This is a genomic window from Myceligenerans cantabricum, assembly GCF_054777735.1.
In genome coordinates this window covers 34,027-59,881 of sequence record NZ_BAAHAJ010000013.1, presented here as the reverse complement: position 1 = coordinate 59,881, position 25,855 = coordinate 34,027, and the positions used below count along the sequence as shown (strand labels likewise).

Genomic DNA, 25,855 nt, shown 5'->3' with positions numbered 1-25,855 from the left:
GCCCATTCTCCCTCGCCCGAGGGTCAGCCGGGCGTGGTCTCGAACTCGAAGTGCCAGGGCTCCTCCCGGCCGTTGCCCTGGCGGGCCCAGGCCGGGTTGTCCCAGCCGTACCCGGGGCCGTTCGCGCGCAGCCACTCGTAGTACGCGCCGCCGAACCGCCACGCGTCCCCCTCGGGGAGATCGATCGCCTGCCCCCAACCGTGGTCGGAGGTGCCCGGCTGCGCCGCCTGGCCCGCGCCGTAGACCGCCATCGCCCAGAGCTGCAGGTCGTAGGCGCGGTAGCCGTACTCCGCCTGGAGCGACTCGCCGAACTCCTGCTCGAACGCGGCGCCCAGCCGCTCCCACGCGTCGGCCGCGTCGCAGCGCAGGTACTGCTTCAGGCCCTCGGGGCTCCGGCTGACCAGGCAGAGCTGGTCGCGCGAGATGCGACCGTTGGACCCGTCGGCGCCCGCGTCCCTGGCCTGCCACGAGGCTTCCTCAAGGGTGTCGAAGGCGTCGACGGTCGCCCGGTGGGCCTGCCCGACGGCGACGTCGCCGCGTCCGGGATCGCCCGCCAGCAGCGACTTCGCCTCCGCGACCGCCCGCTCGGCGCCGGCGAGCCGCGCCCGCAGACGCTCCAGGGTGTCGGCCGGCACCGCGACCTGCTCGGACCACTGGACGGTGAATCCGGCGTCCTCGATCAAGGGTTCGAGGTCGGTCACCGCCTGGTCCAGCACCTCGGGGGTGATGCTCGACGCCTCGGCCCGCTCCCTCTCCTTCGCGGCGCGGGCCTTCTTCTCCGCGCGGGTCTTCTTCTCGGCCTGGGCCCGCCGGTACTCCTGTTGCGACGCCTCGGCCGCGCGGATGTTGCGGGCGAGCTCGCCCGACATCCACTCCAGCCCGTCAGCCCATACCTCCACCTCGGTGCGCGCCTCGGCGATCGAGCCGGCGGTGGCGTCCTGAGCCGGTACCTCCGGCACCGGCGCCTCGACGTGCGACTCGGCGGTCGACAGCGTCTCCTCGAGCGCTTGCAGCACACCCTTCTTGGCGGTCTTCCCGGCGGCGGCCGTCTCCTGTCCCTCGTCGATGCGGTCGCCGAGCTCGGCTCGCACCGCCGCGCCGTCGTCGATCAGCTGGACGACGGCGGTCCGGGCGGCGTCGCGCTGCGCCGCGGCGTGCTCCTCCGCCTCGGCCTGGCGGCTCTCGTGCATGCCCCAGGCCGCGCCGACGATCGCCAGTGGTACGGCGAGCGCCGACACGACGATCACGGTCGCGCGGTGACGGCTGAGCACGCAACGCAGTATGTCAAGCCTCGTACCGCTCCGCGATGCCCCGGAGCTTGGCGACGTAGGCCGCGGTCTCGTTCTCGTCCCAGCCGGGGAGGTTGGAGTTGCCCGCGGACAACCCGACCGTGCCGTCGTGCTCCTCGCGCATGATGTCCGCGTGGCCGACGTGGCGTGACAGATCCTCGATGGTGTGCACGACGAGGCGGAACAACGTGGTGTCGCTGTTGTCCGGCCACCAGGGGACCGTGCCGGGGGTGTCGAGCGGCAGGGCGTCGATGTTCTCCTCGGTGAACGCCCACACGCGGCGGTACAGGCCGATCATCCCGGCGAGGGTCTCTTCCGTGGTGAGGTAGAAGTCGGCCTGCGGGTCGGCATCGACCATGTCCTCGGAGACGAGCTCCTCCGGCGTGGGCCATGGCCGGCCCACGACGGCGCCGAGGTAGCTCGCCTCGACGCTCGCCATGTGCTTCACCAGCCCGGCGAGGTTGTTGCCGCTCGGGACGCGCGGCCGTCGCGCCTCCCGCTCGGACAGGTCCTCGACCTTCCACACGAGCGCTTCACGGGAGGAGCGGAGGTACTTCTTGAGGATGCGCTTCTGGAAGTCTTCGGCGGTCTCACGACCGGTGTTCTCAGCCATGCGCACAGCATCACACCGGACACTGACATCCGATCCGGCGGGACCGAGCGCGAGCTCCTGACCAGGGGACCGTGGAAAGTTCCGGCCAAGTGTCGGTGACCCGGTGCAGAGTGGTCGCATGACCGAGACGAGCACCGGCCGCACCGATCCGCCGACCCCTGGGCAGCCGCCCCAGGGCGCACGATGCTTCGGCGACGGCAACCTCCTCTACGAGGCGTACCACGACACGGAATGGGGCCTGCCCGTACACGGCGAGGCAGAGCTGTTCGAGCGCATCGCGCTGGAAGGCTTCCAGTCGGGGCTGTCATGGATCACCGTGCTGCGCAAACGCCCTGCGTTCCGCGAGGTGTTCCGCGCATTCGATCCCGTAGCGGTCGCCGCGTTCGCCGAGCAGGACGTGGAGCGGCTGCTCACCGATGCCCGCATCATCCGGAACCGGATGAAGATCGAGGCGACGGTGGCGAACGCGAAGGCGCTCGTCGCGCTGCACGCCGATGGCCGCACCCTCGACGAGCTGTTCTGGTCGTTCGCGCCCGACGGCGCCCGCGAGCGCCCGCCCCGGTGGACGGACGTCCCGTCCCAGACCGCGGAGTCGAAGGCGCTGAGCAAGGCCCTGAAGAAGGAGGGCTTCCGCTTCGTCGGCCCGACGACGATGTACGCCGCCATGCAGGCCTGCGGCCTCGTGGACGATCACCTGGCGACCTGCCCGGTGGTGGTCGAGCGAGCCGCCGGCCCCGCTGCCGTCAGTCCGCCCGCTCCTGCCCGCTCAGCTTCTGGATCGACGTCATGACCTCTTCGGTGAGCTCGCGCCGCGCCTTCGCGGGCTTCGTCCCTGCCTCGATCTGGCGCGACGGGTCGATCGGCGTCCCGAAGTGCACCTCCACCCGGCCCAGCCGCGGCATCTTGCCGATCGGCTTCACCTTGTCGGTCCCCCGCAACCCCACCGGGATCACCAGTGCCTTCCCGTGGAGCGCCAGCCAGGCCGCGCCGGTGTGCCCCTTGTGCAGCTTGCCGTCCCGGGACCGCGTCCCCTCCGGGTAGATCCCGAAGGCCCCGCCGCGCTGGAGCACGTCGAGCGCGTCGTCCAGCGACCGCTGGCCGGCGCGCGGGTCGTCGCGGTCCACCGGGATGTTCCCCATCTTCGTGAAGAACCACCGGGACAGCGCACCCTTGAGCCCTTTCCCCGTCCAGTACTCCTTCTTCGCCAGGAAGGTCACGTGCCGGGGCGTGGTGATCGGGATGAGGAGCGAGTCGATGAACGACAGGTGGTTGCTCGCGATGATGACCGGCCCACGACGCGGGATGTTCTCGAGCCCGGTCACGCGCGGGCGCAGCAGCACCAACGCCGCGATCGACAGGATGAGTTTCAGTACCCGGTACGTCACGACCACATTGTGCCCTGCGGACCCGGATCCCCAGACATCGGGCGATCCCGTCAACAGCCGGCAACACTCCGTCCAGGCCTCGTCAGCGTGCGGTCACCAGGTAGTCGTCCGCGTCGTCGTCCCAGGCCAGGTCGACCGCGCCGGCCACCTGCGCGGCCTTCGCGAACTGCAGGAACCCCCGGTAGCCGAGCGCCTTCTCGGAGAAGTCCGGCCGTTCCTTGCGCACCGCGTTCTTCAGGCCGGACAGCACGGCGTTCCCACCCGCCCCCTGCACCACGGACCGCAGCAGCGTGAACGCGTCGTCGGCGTCCCCCGCCTCGGGGAGGGAGATCTCGGGGTCCCCCTTCGAGGGCCCGTCGGACAGCACCACGAACTCCCGGTCCGCCAGGAACCGCAGGAACTCGCCGAACGTCCGGAACCCGTAGTCGGACTCGCTGAACGTCGGGTCCTTCCGCACCAGGGTCCGCTTGAGCATCGAAGCGGTCACGGAGTCGGACGACGACGCCTGCATGTCCTTGAGCGTCTGCGCCACCCGCACCTCCATGGTGGGCGACTCGGTGGTCGGCTCGTCGTCGCTGTCGTCCTCCGGGCCGGCTGCCGGCTCGGCGGGCTCCGGCGGGGGCGTCTCCTTGGCCTTCCGCTTCTTGGCCGACGACGTCGCGGTGACCTTCCCCGTCTCGGCGACCTCCTGCTTCGGGCTGTCCGCGGGCTGTGCGCTCGTGGCGGACCCGGCCGGGGGCCGCCGCCGGGCACGGGACTTGGGCGCCTTCGGCGCATGGTCCTCGTCCGGGACGTCGACGCCCTCCAGGCGGTCGTAGAAGAGGAACTCGTCGCAGGCGGCCGGCAGCAGGCGGGACGTGGACTTCTCCACGCCCACCCCGATGACGCGCTTGTTCAGCTCGCGGAGCTTGTGGACCAGCGGGGAGAAGTCGCTGTCGCCCGTGCACATGACGAACGTGGAGATGTAGTCGCGCTCGAAGGCCATCTCGATGGTGTCCACGACCATCTTGATGTCCGCGGCGTTCTTCCGGGAGGCACCCATGCGTTGCGGCATCTCGATCAGTTCGACCTGGTGCCGCGTCAGCGCGCGGCGGTCCTCGTCGAAGTACGACCAGTCCGCGTACGCGCGGCGCACCACGACCCGCCCGCGCACGGCGAGCGCATCGGCGATGGGGCCGAAGTCGAACTGCATGCCGCCCAGGTGCTCCCGGGCGCCGAGCGCCAGGTTCTCGTAGTCGATGAAGACTGCGAGGCGCTCTTCGTTGTCCATGACAACCACCCTACGGGCTACCGCTGACATTGCCGCTGCGCCGAGGTGTGACGACGGTCCGACCCCCGCGCACGACACCCGGCCAGACCTGCCCGTGACCTCGACCCGGCCCCGCCGCCCACCACCCGCGCTCCGCGGCGAACCGCCCCGCCGGACCGGATGTCTCAGCAAGTGAGCACAATTCGGATCGCATCGCGGGCATGTGTGACGATGAAGGCCGTCCATCAAGAGCGGTCGAGAGTCCTGGCTCGTCGACACCGCAGCAACCTGCCACGCCGCACCCGGCGTCCGGACAAGGTGCTAACGCCAGGCGCGATGGGAGCATCATCCATGACTGTCGAGACGCCGCACCCGAGCCGGCCGACGATCTCCTTCGAGCTCATGCCGCCGCGTCGCCCCCACCGCGCGCCGAAGTTCTGGGAGACCGCGCGGCGGCTCGTCGCGACGCAGCCCGACTTCATCTCCGTCACCTACGGCGCGGGCGGCGGCGACCGCGCCACCGCGCGCGACGTCGTGAGCAAGCTGCTGGAGGGCACCCCCGTGCTGCCGGTAGCCCACCTGACCTGCGTCGGCGCGTCCCGTGAGGACGTGTCCGAGGTGATCGGCGACTTCTTCGACGCCGGCGTCCGCACCTTCCTCGCCCTGCGCGGCGACCCACCCAAGGACCAGCCCGACTGGCGTCCCCCGGACGACGGCGTGCACTCCAGCATCGAGCTCGTCCGTCTCCTGCGGGACATCGAGGAGCAGCGCTGCGCCGCGAGCCCGGCGACGGCGATGCGAGGTGCGGCCAAACCGCTCACCATCGCGGTGGCGACGTTCCCGAACGGCAACGCCGACGCCGGCACCACGCGGCAGCAGGAGGTGGCCCGCCTGCTGGAGAAGCAGGAGGCGGGCGCGTCCTTCGCGATCACGCAGCTGTTCTACGAGGCCGATTCGTACACGGGTTTCGTGGAGGCGGCACGGAGGGCCGGCGTCACGATCCCGATCCTGGCGGGGATCATTCCCGCCACCGATCCGCGCCGCCTGCGGCGCGTGGAGGAGCTGACCGGCGTCGTGCCGCCGCCCGACCTGCTCGCGCGGCTCGACGGGCTGCGGCTCGACGACGGCTCGCCCGACACCGAGGCCCAGCACGCCCTCGGCACCGAACGCTCGGTGCGCCTCGCCGAGGCGGTCCTCCAATCCGGCGCACCCGGCATCCACGTGTACACGTTCAACAAGCACCGCCCCGCGCTGGACCTGCTGTCCGGCGTGGGCCTCACGACCGCCTCTGCCTGACGGTCGCGCGGGCGCCTGACGGTCCCGCGACCACGCCGAGGTCCCGCCTCCCCGGAGGCATGTTCACCCATCCAGAGCGGCCGAGAGACCTGGCTCGACGACGCCGCAGCAACCACCCCCGTCCCGGGGGCACGGTGCTCAAAGCCAGGTGCGATGGAGCTCAGATGACTGACAAGACCCTGCCTGACTTCCCGCGTGCCACGGTGCTCGGCTACCCCCGGATCGGGCGGCGGCGCGAGCTCAAACGTGCTCTGGAGTCGTACTGGGCGGGTACGACGACGGCGGACGACCTGGAGCGGACGTCCCACGACCTGCGCCTCGCCACGGTGCGCCGCCTGGTGGACCTGGGTCTGGACCCGGCCGCGGGCGCGGTCCCGAACTCTTTCTCCCGCTACGACCAGGTCCTGGACATCACGACCACCCTGGGTGCGGTCCCGTCCCGTTTCCAGACCGCGGGCAGCTTCTCCGCGGCGGAACCCGCTGCCTCGGCGTCCGGGGCCCGGGGGGTGTCCGGTGAGGTGTACTTCGCGCTGGCGCGGGGGACGAGCGATCAGCCGCCCCTCGAGCTGACCAAGTGGTTCGACACGAACTACCACTACCTCGTGCCCGAGATCGGGCCGGAGACGCCGATCGGCTTCGCCGACGACCGGATCGTCCGCGAGTTCACCGAGGCGGCCCGCCCGACCGACGGCGGCGCGCCCGTCGTCACGCGCCCGGTCGTCGTCGGCCCGGTGACGTACCTGCTGCTCAGCAAGCCGGAGGACGGCTCGCCGGAGAACTTCTCCCCGCTCGACCGGCTGGACGACGTCGTCGCCGCCTACCGCGACCTGCTCGCCGCGCTGGCCGCCGCCGGTGCGCCATGGGTGCAGCTCGACGAGCCCGCGCTCGTCAGCGACCTGATCGGCGTCCCGTTCGACCAGGTGTCCGACGCCGTTCTCCGGGCGTACGCCACCCTCACCGCCCCGGCCGCCGGGGCGGAGCGCCCGCAGATCCTTGTCGCGGCGCCGTTCGGCGACCTGCGGCGCGAGTCCGGCGACGGGCTGGAGCTGCTCGCCGGGACCAGTGTCGAGGCGATCGGGGTGGACCTGGTGCGCGGCGCCGCGCCGTCGGGCAGCCTCGCCGGCCTTGCGTCGAAGACCCTGGTCGCGGGCGTGATCGACGGTCACAACATCTGGCGCGCCGACCTCGCCGCCCGCCTCGGCCTCCTGCGGTCCCTGCGCGGGACGGGCGCCGGAGCGATCGCCGTCGGCACGTCCACGTCCCTGCTGCACGTGCCGCACGACGTCGAGGACGAGCCGCGGCTGGACCCCGCGCTGGCCGGGTGGCTGGCGTTCGCCGACCAGAAGGTCGGTGAGGTGGTCACGCTCGCACGCGGGCTGCACGAGGGCCGCGAGGCGGTGGCGTCGCAGCTCGCCGAGGCGACCGCGGCGGTCACGGGCCGGGCGGACGCGGCCGGCGTCGTCGTGGCCGAGGTACGGGAGCGGCTCGCACGGTTGTCCGACGGCGACTTCGCGCGCGCGCCGTACGCCGACCGGGCGGCCGCGCAGCGGACCCGGCTGAACCTGCCGCCCCTGCCGACCACGACCATCGGTTCGTTCCCGCAGACCACGGAGATCCGCACCACCCGCGCCGCCTGGACCCGCGGCGACCTCCCCGACGCCGACTACCAGGAGCGGATCCGCGCGGAGATCGCCCGGGTCGTCGCGTTGCAGGAGGAGCTGGGCCTCGACGTGCTCGTGCACGGCGAGCCGGAGCGCAACGACATGGTGCAGTACTTCGCCGAGCAGCTCGCCGGGTTCGCGACGACCGTGCACGGCTGGGTGCAGTCCTACGGGTCGCGCTGCGTGCGCCCGCCGATCCTGTGGGGCGACGTGTCCCGGCCGGAGCCGATCACGGTCCCGTGGACGCAGTACGCGTCATCGCTCACGACGAAGCCGGTCAAGGGCATGCTGACCGGCCCGGTCACGATCCTGGCCTGGTCGTTCGTGCGGGACGACCAGCCGCTGGCCGACACGGCGAACCAGGTCGCGCTCGCCCTGCGCGACGAGGTCACCGATCTGGAGGCGGCCGGGATCGCCATCGTGCAGGTGGACGAGGCCGCCCTGCGTGAGCTGCTGCCGCTGGACGCCGCGGCGCAGCCGGCCTACCTCGACTGGTCGGTGCGGTCGTTCCGGCTGACGACGTCGGGCGCCGCGCCGTCCACGCAGGTGCACACCCACCTGTGCTACTCGGAGTTCGGCGACGTCGTCGGGGCGATCGACGACCTCGACGCGGACGTCACGTCCGTCGAGGCGGCGCGGTCGCGCATGGAGATCGTGCCGGGGCTCGCCTCGGCCGGGTACGCACGCGGCATCGGCCCGGGGGTGTGGGACATCCACAGCCCGCGCGTCCCGTCCGACGGCGAGGTCTGCGACCTGCTGAAGCTCGCCGTGGCGGAGATCGACCCGCGGCTGCTGTGGGTGAACCCGGACTGCGGTCTGAAGACCCGCGGCTACCCGGAGACGAAGGCATCGCTGACCAACCTGGTCGCGGCGGCGCACGAGGTGCGCGCGTCCCTCTGACCCCCCCCGGCAGCCATCACGTCCACAGGATGACGTAGAGATCGCGCGGGCAGGACGTGGCGAGGTGAGGTAGGTGCAGGTGCTCACGTAGGGCCGTGGGGAGCGCCCCCTGGCGCCTACCTGGGCACTCGCCCCTACCTCGCCTCGCCGTCGTTACCCCGTGATCGCTCAGGCGCTCAGGCGCTCAGGCGGGATGTATCGGGCGCCGGAAGGTCGCACACGGCAGCGGGGCGCAGCCCGGCAGGATCAGGCTGCGAGGGCGATCCTCACCGTCAGCGTTCGGTGGCGCCCATCATCGGGAGGCCGAACGACACGCAGATCAGGAGGACGCCGCCCACGAACGCGACCGCGGCACCCATGTCCTCGGCCTCGGCGCCGTAGGCTCCGACACCGATCAGGGCGAGGCCGCCCACGAACAGGGCGAAGCACACGATCACGCGGACCAGGAGGGCCGCCGTCGGCTCCTGCTTGTCCCGGTGGGCAACCTGGAAGTTCGTCATGGCCCCAGCCTAAGAGATCTCAGGGGTGGTCGGTGTCGCCTGGTGCTCCCGCGCGCCAGTACGCTGTCCCCACAACTGAATCTACGGCCCGGGCCTCGACACGTGCGTCGCCCGGACCGTGCCGCAGGAGTCGCGACGGGAGAGTCCGGCACGTGGCGCCGTCGCCGGAAGCGGACGACGACGCCGGAGTCGGCGCCGAAGGAGCAAATCCTCCCCAGGAATCTCTCAGGCCCCCTGTACCGTCGCGGCGAGGCAACTCTGGAAAGCGAGCCCCCACGCGGCCCGGTCACAGCCGGGCCACGAGGACTCCACCGACGGTGCAAGCCGGACCCTGTCCCGCGAGGGCGGCGGACCGGCAAAACTCTCAGGTCGACGCCCGCCCCGCACAGGGGCAGGGTGTCCGATGACAGAGCGGGGAGGGACCCAGCTCTGTCCCTCACGCCCTCGGACCGCAGGAGCCCGCCCGTGAACCAGCACCACCCGGCCCCGGCGGTCTTCGCCGACCGGCACCTCGGCCCCCGTGGCGACGAGACGGCCGCGATGCTCGACCAGCTCGGCTACGACCACGTGGACGCCCTCGTCGAGGCCGCCGTCCCCAAGTCGATCCGTACCGAGCGCCCGCTCGGCATCCCCGCGGCCCGCAGCGAGGCCGCGGTCCTCGCCCACCTGCGCGACATCGCGGGCAAGAACCGGTTGAACCGCCAGATGATCGGGCAGGGCTTCTACGACACGCACACCCCGGCGGTCATCCGCCGCAACGTGCTCGAGTCCCCCGCCTGGTACACGGCCTACACGCCCTACCAGCCGGAGATCAGCCAGGGACGCCTCGAGGCCCTTCTCAACTTCCAGCAGGCGGTCGAGGACCTCACGGGCCTGGAGATCGCCAACGCGTCGCTGCTCGACGAGGCGACCGCCGTCGCCGAGGCCGTCGCCCTGATGTGGCGGGCGTCGCGCGCCAAGGCGGGCTACGTCGTCCTCGACGCCGACCTCTTCGGCCAGTCCCTCTCGATCGCGCGCGGCCGCGCCGAGGCGATCGGTCTCCCGGTCGTCGTCGCCGACCTGAGCGACGGCCTCCGGGCCGGCCTGGACGCGTCGGTGCCCGACGGCGGCACCCTGCCCGAGGGCGACCTCGTCGGCGTCGTCGTCCAGCAGGTGGGTGCGAGCGGCCGCGTCCTCGACGCGCGCGACGTCGTCGCCGAGGCCAAGGAGTCGGGTGCCCTTGTCACGGTCGCCACGGATCTCCTCGCCCTCACCCTCCTGGTCAGTCCCGGCGAGCTCGGTGCCGACATCTCGGTCGGCTCCGCGCAGCGCTTCGGCGTCCCCCTCTTCTACGGCGGCCCGCACGCCGCCTACATGGCGGTCCGCAAGGGCCTGGAACGTCAGCTCCCGGGCCGCCTGGTCGGCGTCTCGGTCGACGCCGACGGCGCCCCGGGCTACCGCCTGGCCCTGGCCACCCGCGAGCAGCACATCCGCCGCGAGCGCGCCACGTCGAACATCTGCACGGCCCAGGCCCTCCTCGCCGTCGTGGCGAGCATGTACGCGGTGTACCACGGCCCGCAGGGTCTCCGGGCGATCGCGGAGCGAGTCCGGGGCCACGCGGTCACGATCGCCGGGACGCTTCGCGCGGCGGGCGTCGAGATCGAGCACGAGACGTTCTTCGACACCGTCCGCGCGGTCGTGCCGGGCAGGGCCGCCGAGCTCGCCTCCGCGGCGGCGGAGGCAGGCTACAACCTCCACGTGGCGGACCCGGACCACCTCCAGCTCGCCTGCGACGAGACGACGACCGCGGCGGACACCGACGCCGTCACCCGCGTCCTCCTCAGCGCCCTGGGCGGGGACGCGCCCGCGGAGTCCGGGAGCCCGCGCACGGACCTGCCCGTTCCCGGGGCGGAGAACCCCTGGGAGCCCGCGACCGGGTTCGAGCACGACGTCCCGGAACTTCCCGCCGGGCTCGGCCGGACGACGTCGTACCTCGACCACCCGGTCTTCCGCACGCACCGCTCCGAGACCAGCATGATGCGGTACCTGCGGCGCCTCTCCGACAAGGACCTCGCCCTCGACCGCACCATGATCCCGCTCGGCTCCTGCACGATGAAGCTCAACGCGGCGGTGGAGATGGAGGCCATCTCCTGGCCGGAGTTCGCGAACATCCACCCGTACGCCCCGGCCGACCAGACCGCCGGCTACGAGGAGCTCATCTCGGGCCTCGAGTCCCAGCTCGCCGACCTCACCGGCTACGCCGCCGTCTCGGTCCAGCCCAACGCAGGATCCCAGGGCGAGTTCGCCGGCCTGCTCGCGATCAAGGACTACCACCGGTCCCGCGGCGAGCAGGCCCGCGACATCGTGCTGATCCCGGCGTCCGCGCACGGCACGAACGCGGCGTCGGCGGCGCTGGCGGGCCTGCGCGTGGTCGTCGTGAAGACGGCCGACGACGGCGAGGTCCTCCTCGACGACCTGCGCGCCAAGCTGGAGCAGCACCGCCCGCAGGTCGCGGCGATCATGATCACGTACCCGTCCACGCACGGCGTCTACGAGGAGCACGTGCGTGAGGTCTGCGACCTGGTGCACGACGCCGGCGGCCAGGTGTACATCGACGGCGCCAACCTGAACGCGCTGGTGGGCCTGGCCCGGCCGGGCGAGTTCGGTGGCGACGTGTCGCACCTGAACCTGCACAAGACGTTCTGCATCCCGCACGGCGGCGGGGGCCCCGGCGTCGGTCCGGTGGGCGTGGCGGAGCACCTGGTCCCGTTCCTGCCGGGGAACCCGGTGGCGCCGTCGGACAGCACCGGCGACGGGCCCGGCGGCACGCCGATCAGCGGCACGAACCACGGTTCGGCCGGCATCCTGCCGATCTCGTACGCCTACCTGGCCCTGATGGGCCCGGACGGGCTGACCGAGGCGACCAAGGCCGCGGTGCTCACCGCGAACTACGTGTCGTCCCGGCTCGCGGACCACTTCCCCACGCTCTACACGGGCCCGAACGGCCTCGTGGCGCACGAGTGCATCCTCGACCTGCGCGACCTCACCGCGCGGACGGGTGTGACCGCGGCCGACGTCGCCAAGCGCCTGCAGGACTACGGGTTCCACGCGCCCACGCTCGCGTTCCCGGTGGCGGGGACGCTCATGGTGGAGCCCACCGAGTCGGAGGACCTGACGGAGCTGGACCGGTTCGTGGACGCGATGATCGCGATCCGCGCGGAGATCGACGACGTCGCCGCGGGCCGCTGGACCGTCGAGGACTCGCCGCTGCGGGGCGCCCCGCACACGGCAGCGTCGGTCACCGCGACCGAGTGGGACAAGCCGTACTCCCGCGAGACGGCCGCGTACCCGCTGCCGGGCCTCCGGCACGACAAGTACTGGCCGCCGGTGCGGCGCATCGACGACGCGCACGGCGACCGCAACCTGGTGTGCTCCTGCCCGCCGGTCGAGGCCTTCGAGAACTGACCACCCCCGCGCGGCTCGTGACGGCCCGGGCCACCGGTGGTCCGGCCCGTCGCGACCTGGCACTCCGCGAAGAGGAGAGATGGATGTCCGACAAGAAGACCCCCCTGCACGACGAGCACGTCGCGCTCGGCGCGAACCTGACAGGGTTCGGCGGCTGGCTGATGCCGCTGCGCTACACCTCGGACCTGGCGGAGCACCGCGCCGTGCGCGAGGCCGCCGGGCTGTTCGACCTGTCCCACATGGGTGACGTCACCGTGCACGGGCCGGACGCCGCAGCGTTCCTGGACCATGCGCTGGTCGGCGCGATCTCGCAGGTCAAACACCTGCGCGCCCGCTACTCGATGATCTGCGCCGACGACGGCGGCGTGCTGGACGACCTGATCGTCTACCGCACGGGCGACTCCGAGTACTTCGTCGTGGCGAACGCCGCCAACACCGACGTCGTGCTCGGCGAGCTGGAGCGACGGGCGGACGGGTTCGACGTCGAGGTGCGGCTCGTCCCGACCGCGCTGCTCGCGGTGCAGGGCCCGCGCGCGGAGGAGATCCTGCGGGCCACCGCCGGGTTCGAGGAGGACCCCGAGGCGTCCGGCGGCGTCACGCTGGAGAACCTGAGGTACTACGCGTGCGCGCCGATGAGGTTCCGGGGCGAGGCCGTCGTCGTCGGCCGCACCGGGTACACCGGCGAGGACGGGTTCGAGATCTGGGTCTCCCCCGAGCGCGCCGTCGAGCTGTGGCGGGCGCTGCTCGCCGCGGGCGAGCCGTGCGGGCTGGTGCCCGCCGGGCTGTCGGCGCGCGACTCGCTGCGTCTCGAGGCCGGGATGCCGCTGTACGGGCACGAGCTCGACACGACGACGACGCCCTTCGAGGCCGGCATGGGCCGCGTGGTGCGCCTGGACAAGGAGACCGCGGACGGCGAGCCGCTGCCGTTCGTCGGGCGGGACGCGCTCGTGTCGCGCAAGGCCGCGCAGCCGGCGCGGGTGCTGGTCGGCCTGCGCGGTGAGGGCCGCCGCCCCGCCCGCGCGGGCTACGACGTCGTGCGGCGCACCACCGACGGGTCCGCCGGAGCGAGGCTCGGTGCGGTGACGTCCGGCCTGCCGTCGCCCACGCTCGGCTACCCGGTCGCGATGGCGTACGTGACCCCGGAGGTGTCCGCCGAGGGCACCGAGCTGGCGGTGGACGTGCGAGGCCGGGCCGAACCGTTCGTGGTCGTGCCGCTCCCGTTCTACCGTCGTGCCCGGCAAGACGACCGCTGAGCGCACGGTGCCGGCAGGGCTCGAACGTCGGCACCTCACCAGTACCCGCCCGGCGGCCCCCCTTTCGACCTACCTGTAGTGAGGAGTTCTTGTGGCTGACTATCCTGCCGCGCTGAAGTACACGAAGGAACACGAGTGGGTGGACGGCGAGTCCCCCGCGACGGTCGGCATCACGCCGTATGCCGCCGAGGCGCTCGGCGACGTCGTCTTCGTCGAGCTGCCCGAGGCCGGCGCGACGATCGCGCACGGCGACGTGATCGGCGAGATCGAGTCCACGAAGTCCGTCTCGGAGCTGTACGCGCCGGTGAGCGGGACGATCACCGAGGTGAACCAGGCCGTCGTCGACGAGCCGGAGCTGCTGAACTCGGCGCCGTTCGCCGCGGGGTGGCTCTTCAAGGTCGACGTCACCGAGGAGGGCGAGCTGCTCACCTCCGAGCAGTACGCCGAGCACGCGGGCCTCTGAGCCCTCGGACGCAGCGCGGGGCCTCCCGCGACGACCGGACCGGACCCGGCCCGTCGTCGCGGGAGGCCTTATGTCGAACCAGCGGTACCAGGTAACCTCTTTTGTTGCGGAAAGGTCACGGTTCCAGATTCCCCCTCAGAACCGCGTCACGATCCGTGGCGTGCGGCGTCTCTCTCTGTAGCAGCTCCCGTTGAAGGCCGTGACCCCAGACATGGCCGCTGCACAGAAGGAGAGCACATGAGCACCGTTATGGCCGACCACCCCGCCCTGACCCGTCGTGAGCGGGTCGTGCTCGAAGGCCTGATGAACAAGGAGGAGACGCTCGAGCAGATCGCCGAGACGCTCTTCGTCACGCGCAACACGGTGAAGTCACAGGTGCGCAGCCTCTACCGCAAGCTCGGCGTGTCCAGCCGGGCCGCCGCCGTGGAGCGCGCGGAGCGCCTGGGGCTGACCGTCTGAGCCCCCCTCTCTCTACGACGGCGTCCGCGCACCCAGGGCGGACGCCGTCGTGCGGGATCACCGGCCGTGTCAGGATGCTCCGCATGGCTGCTCCGATCCTGGTGGTCGCCGCCGCACTGGTGGACGACCTCGAACGTCCCGCGCACCTGCTCGCCGCCCGCCGGACCCGCCCGGCGATACTGGCCGGCCGCTGGGAGTTCCCCGGCGGCAAGGTGGACGCCGGCGAGACGCCCGTCCAGGCCCTGCACCGTGAGCTGCGCGAGGAGCTCGGCATCACCGCCGAGCTCGGCGACGAGCTCTCCGGGCCCGGCGACGACGCCAGCTGGCCCCTGACCGACCGTTACCGGATGCGCCTGTGGCTCGCGCGGATCACCACGGGCAGCCCGGAACCCCTCGAGGACCACGACGAGCTGCGCTGGCTCGCGACCGCACAACTCCACGACGTCGACTGGATCGAGGGCGACCTGCCGATCGTGACCGCCCTCGAGGAACGCTTCCGCGGCCGCGCGAGCGAGTAGCGCTCGCCTCCCGGACGGGGCGCCGCTGCCCCGCCGAAGGCCAGGGGTGGCCCCGGAGGCCGGTGACGGCGTCGCTCAGGCGACAGGGACCGGCCGGGCCCGCCGGGCGGCCGCGATCCGGTGGCCGAGCGGCACGAACGCACCGTCCATGAGCACGGGCACGACGTCGGTCGAGTCCACGTCCGCCGCGATCGTCACGTCCTCGTCGAAGCCGGTCTCGACCAGCTCCCGTCCGCTCGCGGAGCCCCGCAGCAGGTCGAGGTGGCGTGACGTGCCCTGCCAGAGCCCCGCCGCGGCGCGCGTCTCGGCCGACGGCCGGATGACGTCGTCGGACAGCATCCCCATCAGTCGCGACGCGATCGCGCCGGCGCCCAGCTGGTCCTCCAGCGCCGGGCGGATCGCGCCGTCGGGCCAGTGCTCGCCGGCGGGCACCAGGACGACGTCGTGCGCCGGGTGGGCGTTCAGGTGCGCGGCGGCCAGCCCCGCGACGGCGGTCGCGTTGCGGAGGCAGCCGACGATCATCAGCGCGCCCCGGCTGCCGATCGTCTGGGCGATCATCGATCCGTTCGGCGAGGGCAGCACCACCCGCTCCGCGTTCAGGCCGCGCAGCGACGCGGGGGACAGGCTGATGCCCTCCTCGACGCGCGGGCCGGCGAGCACGGCGCGCATGGTGCGGGCCAGCCGCGCCGCCCCCGCCGTGTCGTGGTACGGGAAGGGGTAGACGCCGGCGCCGGACTCGCAGGCGACCGTGACGCCGGTCGAGAACGACAGGACGTCGATCACCACGACGAGGGATCTGCGCGCATCGGAATCGGTCAGTGCGCGTGCGCCCGAGAGCCCCCAGTCAGTGCGGACCCGGGCGGGGCGCTGGTCGTGTGGTGAAGCGGTCACGCACGCATCGTAGAGCCTCGGAGAGGGCTTCAGATACGCCCTGCGACGAATTCGCCCACGATCGGACGGCGAGTTGGTCAATGTTGCCGCCGACGGCGTCGAGCCGAGCGCCGAGCCGCTGTCTCAGGCCCGGTCCGCGAGGGCGTGCGGGGGTGCCTCCGCACGATGCGCGACGGCGAGCTCACGGCGTCATGTCGCGAGCGGCCTCGACCATCTCGTCCACCACGGCACGGACCGCCGGGCTGGGCTCGTGGCGCCCGACCCGGTGCCGCACCACGAGCCGGCGGGACCCGAGGCCGGTGAGGCGGACCACGGTGATCCCCTCGGGCACGTCCTCCTCCTGCAGCGCGAGTCCGGGCAGCATCGCGACGCCCTGATCGGCGGCGACGAGCGCGAGGGCCGTGTCGAAGTCGTAGTACGCGTGCCGGGTGGCGATCTCGGTGCCGAGCGTGCGGGCGAGGCGGCGCAGGGCGCGGTCCGCGGCGGTGCCGGCGAGCGGCCCGACCCAGGGCAGGCCCGGCAGCTCGTCGAGCCGTTCGGGTGCGGCCATGCCTGGCGGCACGACGATGCACCACGACTCCTCGAGCAGCGGGATCTCGTGGACGCCACGGGGAGCGGGGCCATCCATGTCCACGTCGCGCTCGAGGATGATGACGTCGAGGTCACCCGCCCGGAGCCGTCGCGCGGACTCGACCGGATCGTGCTCGTTGACGTTGACGTCGATCCCGGGGAACTTCTCCGCCAGCGGCGCGAGCATGGGTGCGACCACGGCGCGGATCGCGGTCTGGAACGAGCCGATCATCACCCGGCCGGTGACCTCCTCCCCCAGCGCGGCGATCGCCTGGCGGGCCTCGATCAGCTCCGACTCGATCCGTTCGCCCGCCTCGGCGAGGACTCGTCCGGCGGGCGTGAGCGTGACACCGCGGGGGCCGCGGTGGAGGACGGTGATGTCTTCCTCGGCCTCGAGCCGGGCGATCTGCTGCGACACCGCGGACGGTGTGACCCGGAGCAGGTCCGCGGCGGCGAGGACCCCGCCGGCGCGGTGTACTGCCAGGAGGAAAGCGAGTCTGCGAGGGTCGGCGGCCATGTAGTGATGCTACACCCCGGAGTCCACAAACATTCGATTGTGCTGAAGGTGCATCGGGGTCCAGGATAGTGCTGCGGCACCGACCGGAGGACCTCTCCGATCGGCTGATACCGCTGGCTCACACGTACCCGCCAGTCGGCGTTCAGCTCCGCTCCCCGGCGTCTCTCGCGTGGGGACAAGTCCGCCATTTTCGAATCGATTCGGGAGGTGCTCTGTGCTCTCACTCATGACTGTCGTCACAGCCTTTGGCTGGGTCGGCGCTGTTGCTGGACTCGTTGCTTACGCCATGGTGAGCACGGGGAAATGGCGGCCGGACTCGATCGCCTTCCAGGCGACCAACATGGGCGCTGCGACGATCCTCATGGGGGTCGCCGCGCTCAACGGTGTGTGGCCCGCGGCGGCGTCGAACATCGCCGCCGTCGTGATCGGCGCGAACGCCCTGTACATGGTCACCCGCTCGCGCGAGCGTGGCCGCCGGGCCCGCGACTCGGCCTCGGACGTCTCCGCCCTGCCCGTCGCGCAGGCGACGGCCGTGCTCCAGTCGACGTTCCGCTGACCGCGGCACCCGTCTCACCACGCCCCAGCGGACAGGTGACCGGTCCCGTCACGACCGGCCCGGCACGTGATCGGTCCGTCGTCGAGTGGTCGGCCGTTGGAACGGCCGACCACTCGACGACGGACCGGTCACTCGTCCGCTCGGCGCGGCCGTCCCGGTCGGGCCGAGGGTGACGTCGACCACCACCGCGCGGTGGTCGGAGAGCGTCATGTCCAGCGCGCGGGACTCTCCCGCCGGGCGGACGGCGTCGTCGGCGTCGTCGAGCAGTACGTGGTCGATCTGGAAGCGCGGCTCGCCGACCGGGAACGAGCGGGACACGGCCAACGGCCGCCAGCCGGTCACCGACGCCGGTTCCGCGTCGCGCAGGTTCAGGTCGCCCATCAGCACGAGCGGCCGGGGCGCACCGGCGAGGGCGTCCCGCAGCCACGGGAGCTGGGCCCACGCGTTGCCCAGCCGCGCGCTGAGGTGGGTCGCGCACACGGTGATGCCGCCCGACGGCGTCTCCACCTCGGCCGCGAGCGCCGCGCGGGGTTCGTCGATGCCCAGCTGCACCGGCCCGACCCACCGGCTCGCCATCGGCAGCCGCCACCTGCGCCACGCCCGCACGGAAAACCGCGAGGCCAGGGCGATGCCGTACGCGGGGTACCGCTCGTGCCCCCGCGCCCGCCACCGCAGGCCGGGCGCACTCATCCAGCCGGCCACGGTAGGCACGTAGCGATGCTCGACGGCCCCCATCGCCTCCGCGCAGATCCGCGCCTGGTCCGCGAACCCGCTGCGCGGCTGGAACCTGTCGACCTCCTGCAACGCGAGGACGTCCGGATCGAGGGCGCGCACGGCGTCGGCGAGCCGCTCCCGGTCGCACCGGCCGTCCGGACCGAGTCCGTGCTGGATGTTGAACGTGACGAGGCGCATCGGGCACATCGTGCCGTGGTCCGACGACGAACGCCCGCCGGGGGCGTGTGCCCCGCCGGGTCCGGCGTCGCCGGACCTCGTCTCACAGCGTCTTGTGCCACGCCGCGATGCGGTCCACCGCCTCGGTGACGACGGCGGGCGCGGACGCGAACGACAGCCGCACCCAGTCCCGGCCGCGGACCCCGTCGAAGTCCGAGCCCGGCGTGATCGCGACGTTCGCCTCGGCGAGCAGCCGTTCGCAGTAGGTGACCGAGTCGAGGCCGAAGCCGGCGATGTTCCCGTAGAAGTAGAACGCCCCGTCCGCCGGGGCCACCGGGTCCCAGCCGAGCTCCGCCTGGCGGTCCAGCAGCAGGGCACGCGAGTCGGCGTAACGGGCGACGTTCTCGGTGGCGGCCGCGTACCCCTCCGGGGAGAACGCCGCGATCCCGGCCTGCTGCGCGAGCGCGGGCGGCGACAGCGCCACGTTCCCGGCCAGCGCGCCGACGGGCGCGACCAGCTCCTCGGGCAGCACGAGCCAGCCGAGGCGCCATCCGGTCATCGCCCAGTACTTGGAGAACGAGTTCACGACGACGGCGCCCTGCTCCGCGTACCGCGCGGCCGTGGCCTGCGTGACCTCGCCGGAGTACGCGATGCCGTGGTAGATCTCGTCGCTGATCAGGCGGACCTCGTGCGCGGCGCACCACTCGGCGACGGCGTCCAGCTCGTCCGGTGTGATCATCGTGCCGGTGGGGTTGGCCGGGCTCGCGACCATGAGGCCGTCGAGACCGCCACCGTAGTACGCCTCCATGAGCTGGGAGACCGTCGGCTGGTAACGGGTCTCGGGCCCGCAGTCGAGCTCGATCACCTCGCAGCCGAGCGCGGACAGGATGTTCTTGTACGCGGGGTAGCCGGGGCGGGCGAGCGCCACGCGGTCGCCGACGTCGAACGCGGCGAGGAACGCGAGGAGGAACCCGCCGCTCGAGCCGGTGGTGACGGCGATGCGCGCGGGGTCGACGTCGACGTCGTACCACCGCCGGTAGTGCGCGGCGATCTCCTCGCGGAGGGCCGGGACGCCGAGCGCCTCGGTGTAACCGATGTCGCCGGTGCGCAGCACCTCGGCGGCACGTTCGCGGACGACCTCGGACGCGCCGGTGGCCGGCTCGCCCGCGCAGAGGTTCAGCACGTCCTCACCGGCGGCACGCCGCGCGTTCGCGGCGGCGAGGACCTCCATGACGGCGAACGGGGGCACGGCGGAGCGGCGAGAGACCTTCATGAGGGCAATGATGCCTGCTCGACGGCGAGTCAGGTGGACAGCGAGTCAGGTGGGCGGTGGGCCGTGCCACCGGTGCTGCGCGTCACGCGGCCGGTCTGCCGCCCCGGCGGGACGTGGTGAGGCCGGCGAGCAGCCTGCGCCACCACGGACGGGGTCGGGCCACCTCGCCGTCCGGGTCCCGGGGCGTCGCCCCGGCCCCGACGTACCCCCGGAACCAGCGCGCCGTCTCGCGCCACACCACCTCGCGGACCGGTGCCACCGAGAGGACGACGTCGTGCAGCGCGCCGTCCAGCCGCACCAGCGTGGTCACCGGACCGAGGTTCGGGACCCGCCGCGCCACGCCGATGACGTCCAGCACCGTGTCGGTGCGCCGCGTGTCGTCGGTCCATCGGGTCGGGATGCTGGACCGCGCGGAGAGCAGGGTCAGCACCGGCGCGTCGATCGCCAGCCCGCGTGCCACCTGCTCGTGCCCCTTGAGGATGGCGGCCATCCAGGCCTGTGTCGGGGGTCGGCCGTGGTCGGCCCGCCAGACGCCGTCGTAGGTCCATTCGCCGTCGAGGTTGGCGGAGGTCGCCCGCGAGTACAGGCCGCGGTCGTAGTAGATGATCGGTCTGCGCGGGTTGATGGCGGCGGCCGCCCGCAGCCCGGGCTCCAGGACCCGTCGGCCCGCCTCTCGCCCCTGCAGCTCGAGCCACGGTGAGTTGAGCACGAGGCCGGCCGCCCGGCCGGGAGAACGCGATGCCCAGAGGCTGAGGATCAGCCCGCCGGCGGAGTGGCCCATGAGGAGCAGCCGCCGGCCCCCGTGGGCCGCACCCGGGCCCCCGGCACCCGCGCCCGTGCCGCCCTGGATCTCCGCGAGCGCCGTCTCGATGTCCTCGTCGTAGGTCTCCAGGTCGGTGACGTAGTTGAGCGTCTGCCCGTCACGGATGGATCGTCCGTACTTGCGCAGGTCGAGGGCATGGAAGCGGACGCCGAGCTCTTCCCAGAAGTCGGCGAGGTGGGACTGGAAGAAGTAGTCGTTCCACCCGTGCACGTACAGCAGGTCGACGCCGGCGTCGGTGCTGCCGGGCTGGACCCGCCGGACGAGTGTGGCCACCACCTCGCCCTCCTCGTCCGGTTTGAGGTCCAGGGTGAGCTGCTCGAAGCCGTCGAGCACGTCGGGCGTCCACATGGGGCGAATCTAGCTCCCGCGGGAGGGCCGGCGGAGGGCCGCCCACTCACCGGGGTAGTCGTCGAGCCAGCCCCGGAACGTGCGGCCGGGGCGCCCGGCGAGCCGGGCGACGGCGTCTCCCGGCTCCTCGAAGACGCCGCCGGCGACGGCGGCGCAGCAGGAGATCCAGCTGTCGAGGTCGTGGACCCAGGGCACGGGGGTGGCGTAGGTGTCCCGGGCCGACGTCGGCTCGTAGCGCACCTCCCGCCCGACGACGGCCGACAGCGTCCGGGCCACGTCCATCCCGCTGAGCGCGCCGGGTCCGGTGATCCGGTAGGTGACGCCGTCGTGGGCGTGGAGGCGTTCGTCCAGGAGGACGGCGATGGCGGCGTCGGCGACGTCGGCGTGCGAGACGGCGGCGATCCGGCCGTCTCCCGCGGGGGCGCGGAGCGCGTCGTCGTGCACGGCGCGGACGAGGGTGGCGAACTGGACCGACACCTGGAGCACCGTCCAGGTCGCGCCGGAGGCGCGCACCGCTTCCTCGACGCGCCAGTGCCTGCGGGCGTAGGTGGCGAGCGACTGCGGGCCGGCACCGATCTGGGACAGGTGCACGATGCGCCGCACGCCGTGGCCGGTGGCGGCCTGGACGAGCCCGACTGGGTCGGGGGCGGTGGCGCCGATACCGGCGATCACCAGGGTGTCGGCGCCGTCGAAGGCGACCTCGAGCCGGCGTGCGGTGGGGGTGTGGCCGAGGACGACGGTCTCGGCCTCGGGGAGCCCAGCGCCGCCGGGCAGGCGAGGTGCCCGGGCCTGGTCCTGCACGACGAGCCGCTGTTCCGTCGCCTCGGCGGCGAGCCGGAACGCGAGCTGGGTACCGACGGTCCCGTCGGCACCCGCAAGGACGACTGCTCCACCTGCCATGCCTTCGAGCGTATGCCGAGCCGGCGAACCGTCCGCCCCGGATCGGCGCAAGCCCCGCGCAGTCTGTGCGCAATCATGGACCGGGCGGCTTCGCGCAGTCGTGGACCGGGCCTCGCGCGGGGACGCCCGGAGCGGCCCTCCTGCGAGCGGGCAGGGAAGGGCCCGCGGGTTCGGAGGCCGTGCGCCTCCGCACCGCGCTGGACGATGGCGCGATACCCGCGGGCCCCGGTGGTCGCGTGGTATTCGCCACCAGTCCCGTGCGCCGTGCTAGCCCGGCGCGTTGACGTTCGCGTCGCGCGACTGCCTGTCACGCCGCTTCCCCGGAGTCCGCTCCGGTCACGTGGCCGTCGGCCCGTGCCCGTGCTTCCTCCTTCGTCAGCGGCGTGTCAGCGCGCGACCACCTCACAGGTCCCGAGTGTCTTCACGTCTCGGATCACCTCCCTTCTTGTGTACGAGGAACCTACGACTCGCCGGGGCCGGCACCCAAGGCATTTTTCGATCGGCGAACACGGGACGACGCCGGCAACGATCAGTTCCGCCCGCCACCGTCGTCCTCCCTGTATGACCTCGCCGTTCACCGTGGCCTCTGCCGTGATCTCCGCGGACGGAACCATCATCGCCATGGACCGAACCGGCCCGGAGGGTCTGCCCGTCGTCGTCGTGGTCGACGGCGTCCTCGCACACCGGCCGCCCGCAACCCTCACCATGGCCCGCCGGCTCGCCGCCCCCACCTCCGCCGGCGGCCCCGGCCGCGGCGGCCCCGGCGACACCGGTGCCGTCGTACCGATCGCCTGCGTCCGCTACGACCGGCGCGGCCGTGGCACCAGCGGGTTCACCCCTCCGTACGACGTCGGGCGCGAGATCGAGGACCTCGCCGCCGTGCTGGACGCGTCCGGACCTGCCACCCTGCTCGGCCTGTCCACGGGCGCGTTCGTCGCGCTGCGCGCAGCGGCGGACCTCGGCAGGCGCGTGACCTCCGTCGTCGTCCACAGGCCGGTGCACGATCCCGCCACCGCCGGCCTCGACGCCTGGCGTCATGTCGTCGCCGCGGTCGAGTCGTGCGTGGCCGAGGGCGACCCGGGCGCGGCCGTCGAGCTCTTCCTCGACGTCACCGGCCTGCCGCCCGAGTGCATCGACGGGATGCGTCGCCGCCCCACCTGGAGCGACCTGGAGCAGCACGCCCCGACGATCGCGCACGACGGCCGGCTGATGACGGAGGCCGCGACGCAGCCGTCCGCCCGCCCGGAGCCCGACCAGCGCGTGCTCGTGGTGCGCGACGCCGACCCGGCCGCCCTGATCGACGCGGCCCGTCACATCACGACGACCACCCCCGACCCCGTCCGCGAGCGCTGAGTGCACGCCGGTGGCCGGGCCAGCGCCTGCTGGCCCGGCCACCGGCGTGCGCTCAGCGGGCTGCGGGGCGCGCGGGATGACGTGCGGTGACGGCCGTCAAAGGGGCTTGTGGGCCTTGACGAAGATGCGGGGCGCCTCCGCGACCAGCTCCGCGCCCGCCGCGAAGCTCATGTGCAGCCCTCGCAGACCTGCCTCGTGCGCGGCGATCGCCCCGGGCCCGAGCTGGGCCAGGTCCGGGACCTGCCACGGCACGGTCTTCAGGTACCAGAGCACGGCCGCGAGGCTCTTGAACGTCCGCACGCCCGCGTGGTGCTCCGCAGTCGTGACCTCGAGGCCCTCGGCGCTGAGGCCGTCGGACAGCACGTCGATGGTCATGCTGTCCGGGTCCCAGCCCAGCGGGAGGCCGAGCGCGGCGTTGATCGCGAGCCCGTCGCTCGTGTCGAACTGCTCGGTGACGAAGGTGCCGCCCGGCTGCAGCAGCCGGGCCACCTCGTGCGCGTTGATCAGACCGCAGCGGCTGATCACCGTGGCGAAGTGGCCGTCGAAGAACGGCAGCACCAGCTCGTCCGCCCAGACCTCGTCCACCTTCTGCACGTTCACGCGCAGCGGTTCGAGCTTGCGGCGGGCAGTCAGGAAGGCGGGCCCGGTGCTGGTCGCAGCCGATCCTTCGGGCAAGGGGCCGAGCGCGGCGAAGGCCTCGCCGTCGCTGGTGCCGATGTCGAGCACACCGTGCGACGACCCGGACACCGCGGCGCGAGCCTCGGCCTCGTAGTCCCACGGCTGCACATCGACGGTGATGGCATCGCCGACAGGCGAGTCCTGGTAGTCGGTCGGCATGGTGGCAGGGGTGACCGGGGTCGCGGGAGCGTTGCGGGCCCAGGCGACGTGCTCTTCGAACGGCGCATCAGGCGCCGGAGCTGGGGCGATCGAGACGTCAAGCATGGGGGGATTGTGGCGCAAAATAGCCGCGACGTCCTAAATACGCCCCCTGACCAGCCCGCGCACCCCATCCGCAGCCCCTCCGGGGAGAGGGCGTGGGGACTCCGCTCCGCCCCCCGCGCAACAAAAGCGGGGCGGGGTAGATACCGGTGACCCGGACCTACCCCGCCCCGAACGCAACGTGCGCGAGGGGGGAGTTGAACCCCCACGCCCTTTCGGGCACACGGACCTGAACCGTGCGCGTCTGCCTATTCCGCCACTCGCGCGTGCTGGAAGAGATTAGCACGCTCACCGGGCCGGCTCCGAACGGTATATGCGCCGGTTCTGGTTCCGCCGCACCCCGTCCTCCGGTAGCGTGCGGGTTCGCCCGTCTTCTCCCGACTGGCAGTGCCGAGGCTCACAGCACAGGATCAAGAAGATCCGCAGGACTTCCACACAGATGCCGTCTGTCGTGACCTGCCGGTCTATACGATCTATGTAGTCTGCCCAGGCGCAGGCCGGGAAGGAGGTGGCATGGGCGCCCTGGATCGCTTCGAGAAGAGCGTGGAGCGCATGATGAACAACGCGTTCGCCAAGGTGGGACGCGGTGAGGTGAAGCCCGTCGAGCTGGCGAGCCGGCTCAGGCGGGAGCTCGACGACCGTGCTGCGGTGGTGGGGCGAGACCGAACCGTCGCACCGAACGAGTTCACGATCGAGCTGTCGCCGGACGACTTCGCCCAGATCGAGGCGTGGGGTGCACAGACCCTCGCCGACGAGCTGGCGTCGAACGTGACGGCGTATGCCGCGACGCAGCACTACGCGTTCGTCGGGCCCGTGAGCGTGACCTTCGACGAGGTCTTCGAACTCGTGCCCGGCCGGTTCAACGTGCGCTCACGCAGCGTGCAGGGCAACGTCGCTCCGGCGACGTCCGGCTCACCGAGCGCGCGGCACCCGCTGATCGACATCGACGGGCAGCGTTACCTGCTGACCGGTCCGGTGACGGTGATCGGGCGTGACGCCGAGGCCGACATCGTCGTGGACGACCCCGGCGTCTCCCGCCGCCACCTGGAGATCCGTGTCACGCCCGACGGTGTGATCGCCTCCGACATGGGCTCCACGAACGGGCTGTACGTGGAGGGCCACCAGGTCCCCGCCGCCACGCTGCTCGACGGCAACACCATGACGATCGGCCGTACCCGGATCATGTTCTGGTCGGGCAGTGCCGGCGCCGAGAACGAGGACTGGTGATCGACCCCTCATGAGCGAGCTGACGTTCACCCTGCTGCGGCTGGGTTATTTGGTGCTGCTGTGGGTGTTCGTGCTCTCGGCCGTCGCCGTGCTGCGGCGCGACCTCGCGGGTCCGCGGACGGGCCGCAAGCGCCGCCGCAAGCCGGAGGCGGCCCCCGCCGGAGGCGGCCCCGGACCCGGCGCGGGCCCCCCACCGGGGCCGGCGCCCTCGCCGGTGGGCGGCGTAGCCGCCGTCCGCACCGGCACACCCACCCGCCTGGTCGTGGTCGCGGGCCCACTGACCGGCACGACGATCCCGCTCACGCAGTCGGGGATCCTCATCGGCCGCGCGCCGAGCTGCACCCTCGTGCTCGACGACGACTACTCGTCGTCGCGCCACGCCCGCATCTACCCGCAGGGGAACCAGTGGTACGTCGAGGATCTCGGTTCCACCAACGGGACTTACATGAACGATCAGCGCATCCAGGGGACTGTCCCGCTTCCCGCGGGGGTAGGCGTCCAGATCGGCCAGTCCGTCGTCGAGCTCCAGGGATGACC

At 72.5% G+C, this 25,855-nt stretch carries 24 protein-coding genes, 1 tRNA gene and 3 riboswitches; of the genes, 12 read left to right on the top strand and 13 right to left on the bottom strand.

The window, feature by feature from the left end:
• Positions 1–23: 23 nt before the first annotated feature.
• Both ACYU96_RS17500 and ACYU96_RS17495 read right to left on the bottom strand, forming a co-directional pair.
• Positions 24–1,271 (bottom strand): M15 family metallopeptidase, encoded by a 1,248-nt coding sequence (locus tag ACYU96_RS17500; protein ID WP_460756388.1) that lies wholly within the window; start codon positions 1,269–1,271, stop codon positions 24–26.
• A gap of 13 nt (positions 1,272–1,284) precedes the next feature.
• Positions 1,285–1,902 (bottom strand): DinB family protein, encoded by a 618-nt coding sequence (locus ACYU96_RS17495; RefSeq protein ID WP_460756385.1) that lies wholly within the window; start codon positions 1,900–1,902, stop codon positions 1,285–1,287.
• Positions 1,903–2,020: 118 nt separating this feature from the next.
• Between ACYU96_RS17495 and ACYU96_RS17490 the strand changes: the two genes are divergently transcribed.
• Complete coding sequence (locus tag ACYU96_RS17490; protein ID WP_460756383.1) at positions 2,021–2,692, top strand: DNA-3-methyladenine glycosylase I; 672 nt, start codon at positions 2,021–2,023, stop codon at positions 2,690–2,692.
• Here ACYU96_RS17490 and ACYU96_RS17485 read toward each other — a convergent pair.
• Together ACYU96_RS17485 and ACYU96_RS17480 are read right to left on the bottom strand one after the other, a co-directional pair.
• Complete coding sequence (locus ACYU96_RS17485) at positions 2,646–3,287, bottom strand: lysophospholipid acyltransferase family protein (RefSeq protein ID WP_460756380.1); 642 nt, start codon at positions 3,285–3,287, stop codon at positions 2,646–2,648. The genes ACYU96_RS17490 and ACYU96_RS17485 overlap by 47 nt on opposite strands.
• Before the next feature lie 82 nt (positions 3,288–3,369).
• Positions 3,370–4,557: an NYN domain-containing protein gene (locus ACYU96_RS17480; RefSeq protein WP_460756377.1), complete on the bottom strand. Its 1,188-nt coding sequence runs from the start codon at positions 4,555–4,557 to the stop codon at positions 3,370–3,372.
• A gap of 218 nt (positions 4,558–4,775) precedes the next feature.
• A riboswitch (SAM riboswitch) is annotated at positions 4,776–4,879 on the top strand.
• A gap of 8 nt (positions 4,880–4,887) precedes the next feature.
• Between ACYU96_RS17480 and ACYU96_RS17475 the strand changes: the two genes are divergently transcribed.
• A complete protein-coding gene (locus tag ACYU96_RS17475) occupies positions 4,888–5,832 on the top strand; it encodes a methylenetetrahydrofolate reductase (protein WP_460756374.1) in 945 nt (314 codons plus the stop codon).
• A gap of 64 nt (positions 5,833–5,896) precedes the next feature.
• Positions 5,897–6,003, top strand: a riboswitch (SAM riboswitch).
• Positions 5,997–8,393 carry a 5-methyltetrahydropteroyltriglutamate--homocysteine S-methyltransferase gene (gene metE / locus ACYU96_RS17470; protein WP_460756371.1) on the top strand — a complete coding sequence of 799 codons (2,397 nt, stop codon included), beginning with the start codon at positions 5,997–5,999 and terminating at the stop codon, positions 8,391–8,393. (Overlaps the previous riboswitch by 7 nt.)
• Before the next feature lie 272 nt (positions 8,394–8,665).
• Here metE and ACYU96_RS17465 read toward each other — a convergent pair whose 3' ends face one another.
• Positions 8,666–8,893: a hypothetical protein gene (locus ACYU96_RS17465; RefSeq protein ID WP_460756369.1), complete on the bottom strand. Its 228-nt coding sequence runs from the start codon at positions 8,891–8,893 to the stop codon at positions 8,666–8,668.
• Between the two features lie 126 nt (positions 8,894–9,019).
• Positions 9,020–9,145, top strand: a riboswitch (glycine riboswitch).
• Positions 9,146–9,358: 213 nt separating this feature from the next.
• Between ACYU96_RS17465 and gcvP the strand changes: the two genes are divergently transcribed.
• The 5 genes from gcvP to ACYU96_RS17440 all read left to right on the top strand — a co-directional run bounded on the left by gcvP (position 9,359) and on the right by ACYU96_RS17440 (position 15,030).
• Entirely contained in the window at positions 9,359–12,337 is a 2,979-nt protein-coding gene (gene gcvP / locus ACYU96_RS17460; protein WP_460756366.1) for an aminomethyl-transferring glycine dehydrogenase, read from the top strand.
• 83 nt (positions 12,338–12,420) lie between these two features.
• On the top strand, positions 12,421–13,590 hold the full coding sequence (gcvT, locus tag ACYU96_RS17455; protein ID WP_460756363.1) for a glycine cleavage system aminomethyltransferase GcvT: 1,170 nt from the start codon (positions 12,421–12,423) through the stop codon (positions 13,588–13,590).
• A gap of 91 nt (positions 13,591–13,681) precedes the next feature.
• Entirely contained in the window at positions 13,682–14,053 is a 372-nt protein-coding gene (gene gcvH / locus ACYU96_RS17450) for a glycine cleavage system protein GcvH (protein WP_460756361.1), read from the top strand.
• A 237-nt stretch (positions 14,054–14,290) separates the two neighbouring features.
• Complete coding sequence (locus ACYU96_RS17445; RefSeq protein ID WP_460756358.1) at positions 14,291–14,512, top strand: LuxR C-terminal-related transcriptional regulator; 222 nt, start codon at positions 14,291–14,293, stop codon at positions 14,510–14,512.
• An 83-nt stretch (positions 14,513–14,595) separates the two neighbouring features.
• Positions 14,596–15,030 (top strand): (deoxy)nucleoside triphosphate pyrophosphohydrolase, encoded by a 435-nt coding sequence (locus ACYU96_RS17440; protein ID WP_460756356.1) that lies wholly within the window; start codon positions 14,596–14,598, stop codon positions 15,028–15,030.
• 75 nt (positions 15,031–15,105) lie between these two features.
• Here ACYU96_RS17440 and ACYU96_RS17435 read toward each other — a convergent pair whose 3' ends face one another.
• Both ACYU96_RS17435 and ACYU96_RS17430 read right to left on the bottom strand, forming a co-directional pair.
• On the bottom strand, positions 15,106–15,921 hold the full coding sequence (locus ACYU96_RS17435; protein ID WP_460756353.1) for a 2-phosphosulfolactate phosphatase: 816 nt from the start codon (positions 15,919–15,921) through the stop codon (positions 15,106–15,108).
• A 181-nt stretch (positions 15,922–16,102) separates the two neighbouring features.
• Positions 16,103–17,008 (bottom strand): LysR family transcriptional regulator, encoded by a 906-nt coding sequence (locus tag ACYU96_RS17430; RefSeq protein WP_460756351.1) that lies wholly within the window; start codon positions 17,006–17,008, stop codon positions 16,103–16,105.
• A 226-nt stretch (positions 17,009–17,234) separates the two neighbouring features.
• Here ACYU96_RS17430 and ACYU96_RS17425 point away from each other — a divergent pair, with 226 nt between their 5' ends.
• The gene (locus ACYU96_RS17425; RefSeq protein WP_460756348.1) at positions 17,235–17,564 is read left to right on the top strand and encodes a CBU_0592 family membrane protein; all 330 of its coding nucleotides are present in this window, start codon (positions 17,235–17,237) and stop codon (positions 17,562–17,564) included.
• Positions 17,565–17,612: 48 nt separating this feature from the next.
• On the opposite strand, the gene ACYU96_RS17420 is transcribed toward ACYU96_RS17425, so the two are convergent.
• From ACYU96_RS17420 to ACYU96_RS17405, 4 genes are all read right to left on the bottom strand, one after another.
• On the bottom strand, positions 17,613–18,476 hold the full coding sequence (locus tag ACYU96_RS17420) for an endonuclease/exonuclease/phosphatase family protein (RefSeq protein ID WP_460756347.1): 864 nt from the start codon (positions 18,474–18,476) through the stop codon (positions 17,613–17,615).
• An 82-nt stretch (positions 18,477–18,558) separates the two neighbouring features.
• On the bottom strand, positions 18,559–19,728 hold the full coding sequence (locus ACYU96_RS17415; RefSeq protein WP_460756344.1) for a pyridoxal phosphate-dependent aminotransferase: 1,170 nt from the start codon (positions 19,726–19,728) through the stop codon (positions 18,559–18,561).
• 82 nt (positions 19,729–19,810) lie between these two features.
• Positions 19,811–20,899 carry an alpha/beta hydrolase gene (locus ACYU96_RS17410; RefSeq protein WP_460756342.1) on the bottom strand — a complete coding sequence of 363 codons (1,089 nt, stop codon included), beginning with the start codon at positions 20,897–20,899 and terminating at the stop codon, positions 19,811–19,813.
• Between the two features lie 9 nt (positions 20,900–20,908).
• Entirely contained in the window at positions 20,909–21,799 is an 891-nt protein-coding gene (locus ACYU96_RS17405; protein WP_460756339.1) for an NAD(P)H-binding protein, read from the bottom strand.
• A gap of 621 nt (positions 21,800–22,420) precedes the next feature.
• Here ACYU96_RS17405 and ACYU96_RS17400 point away from each other — a divergent pair.
• Positions 22,421–23,152, top strand: a complete 732-nt coding sequence (locus ACYU96_RS17400) for an alpha/beta fold hydrolase (protein ID WP_460756336.1) — start codon at positions 22,421–22,423, stop codon at positions 23,150–23,152.
• 96 nt (positions 23,153–23,248) lie between these two features.
• On the opposite strand, the gene ACYU96_RS17395 is transcribed toward ACYU96_RS17400, so the two are convergent.
• A complete protein-coding gene (locus ACYU96_RS17395; RefSeq protein WP_460756334.1) occupies positions 23,249–24,094 on the bottom strand; it encodes a class I SAM-dependent methyltransferase in 846 nt (281 codons plus the stop codon).
• A gap of 179 nt (positions 24,095–24,273) precedes the next feature.
• A tRNA-Leu gene (locus tag ACYU96_RS17390) sits at positions 24,274–24,357 on the bottom strand.
• A gap of 247 nt (positions 24,358–24,604) precedes the next feature.
• Between ACYU96_RS17390 and ACYU96_RS17385 the strand changes: the two genes are divergently transcribed.
• Positions 24,605–25,318: an FhaA domain-containing protein gene (locus ACYU96_RS17385; protein WP_123816171.1), complete on the top strand. Its 714-nt coding sequence runs from the start codon at positions 24,605–24,607 to the stop codon at positions 25,316–25,318.
• 10 nt (positions 25,319–25,328) lie between these two features.
• Positions 25,329–25,853, top strand: a complete 525-nt coding sequence (locus ACYU96_RS17380; RefSeq protein WP_460756331.1) for an FHA domain-containing protein FhaB/FipA — start codon at positions 25,329–25,331, stop codon at positions 25,851–25,853.
• The last annotated feature ends 2 nt before the right edge of the window (positions 25,854–25,855 follow it).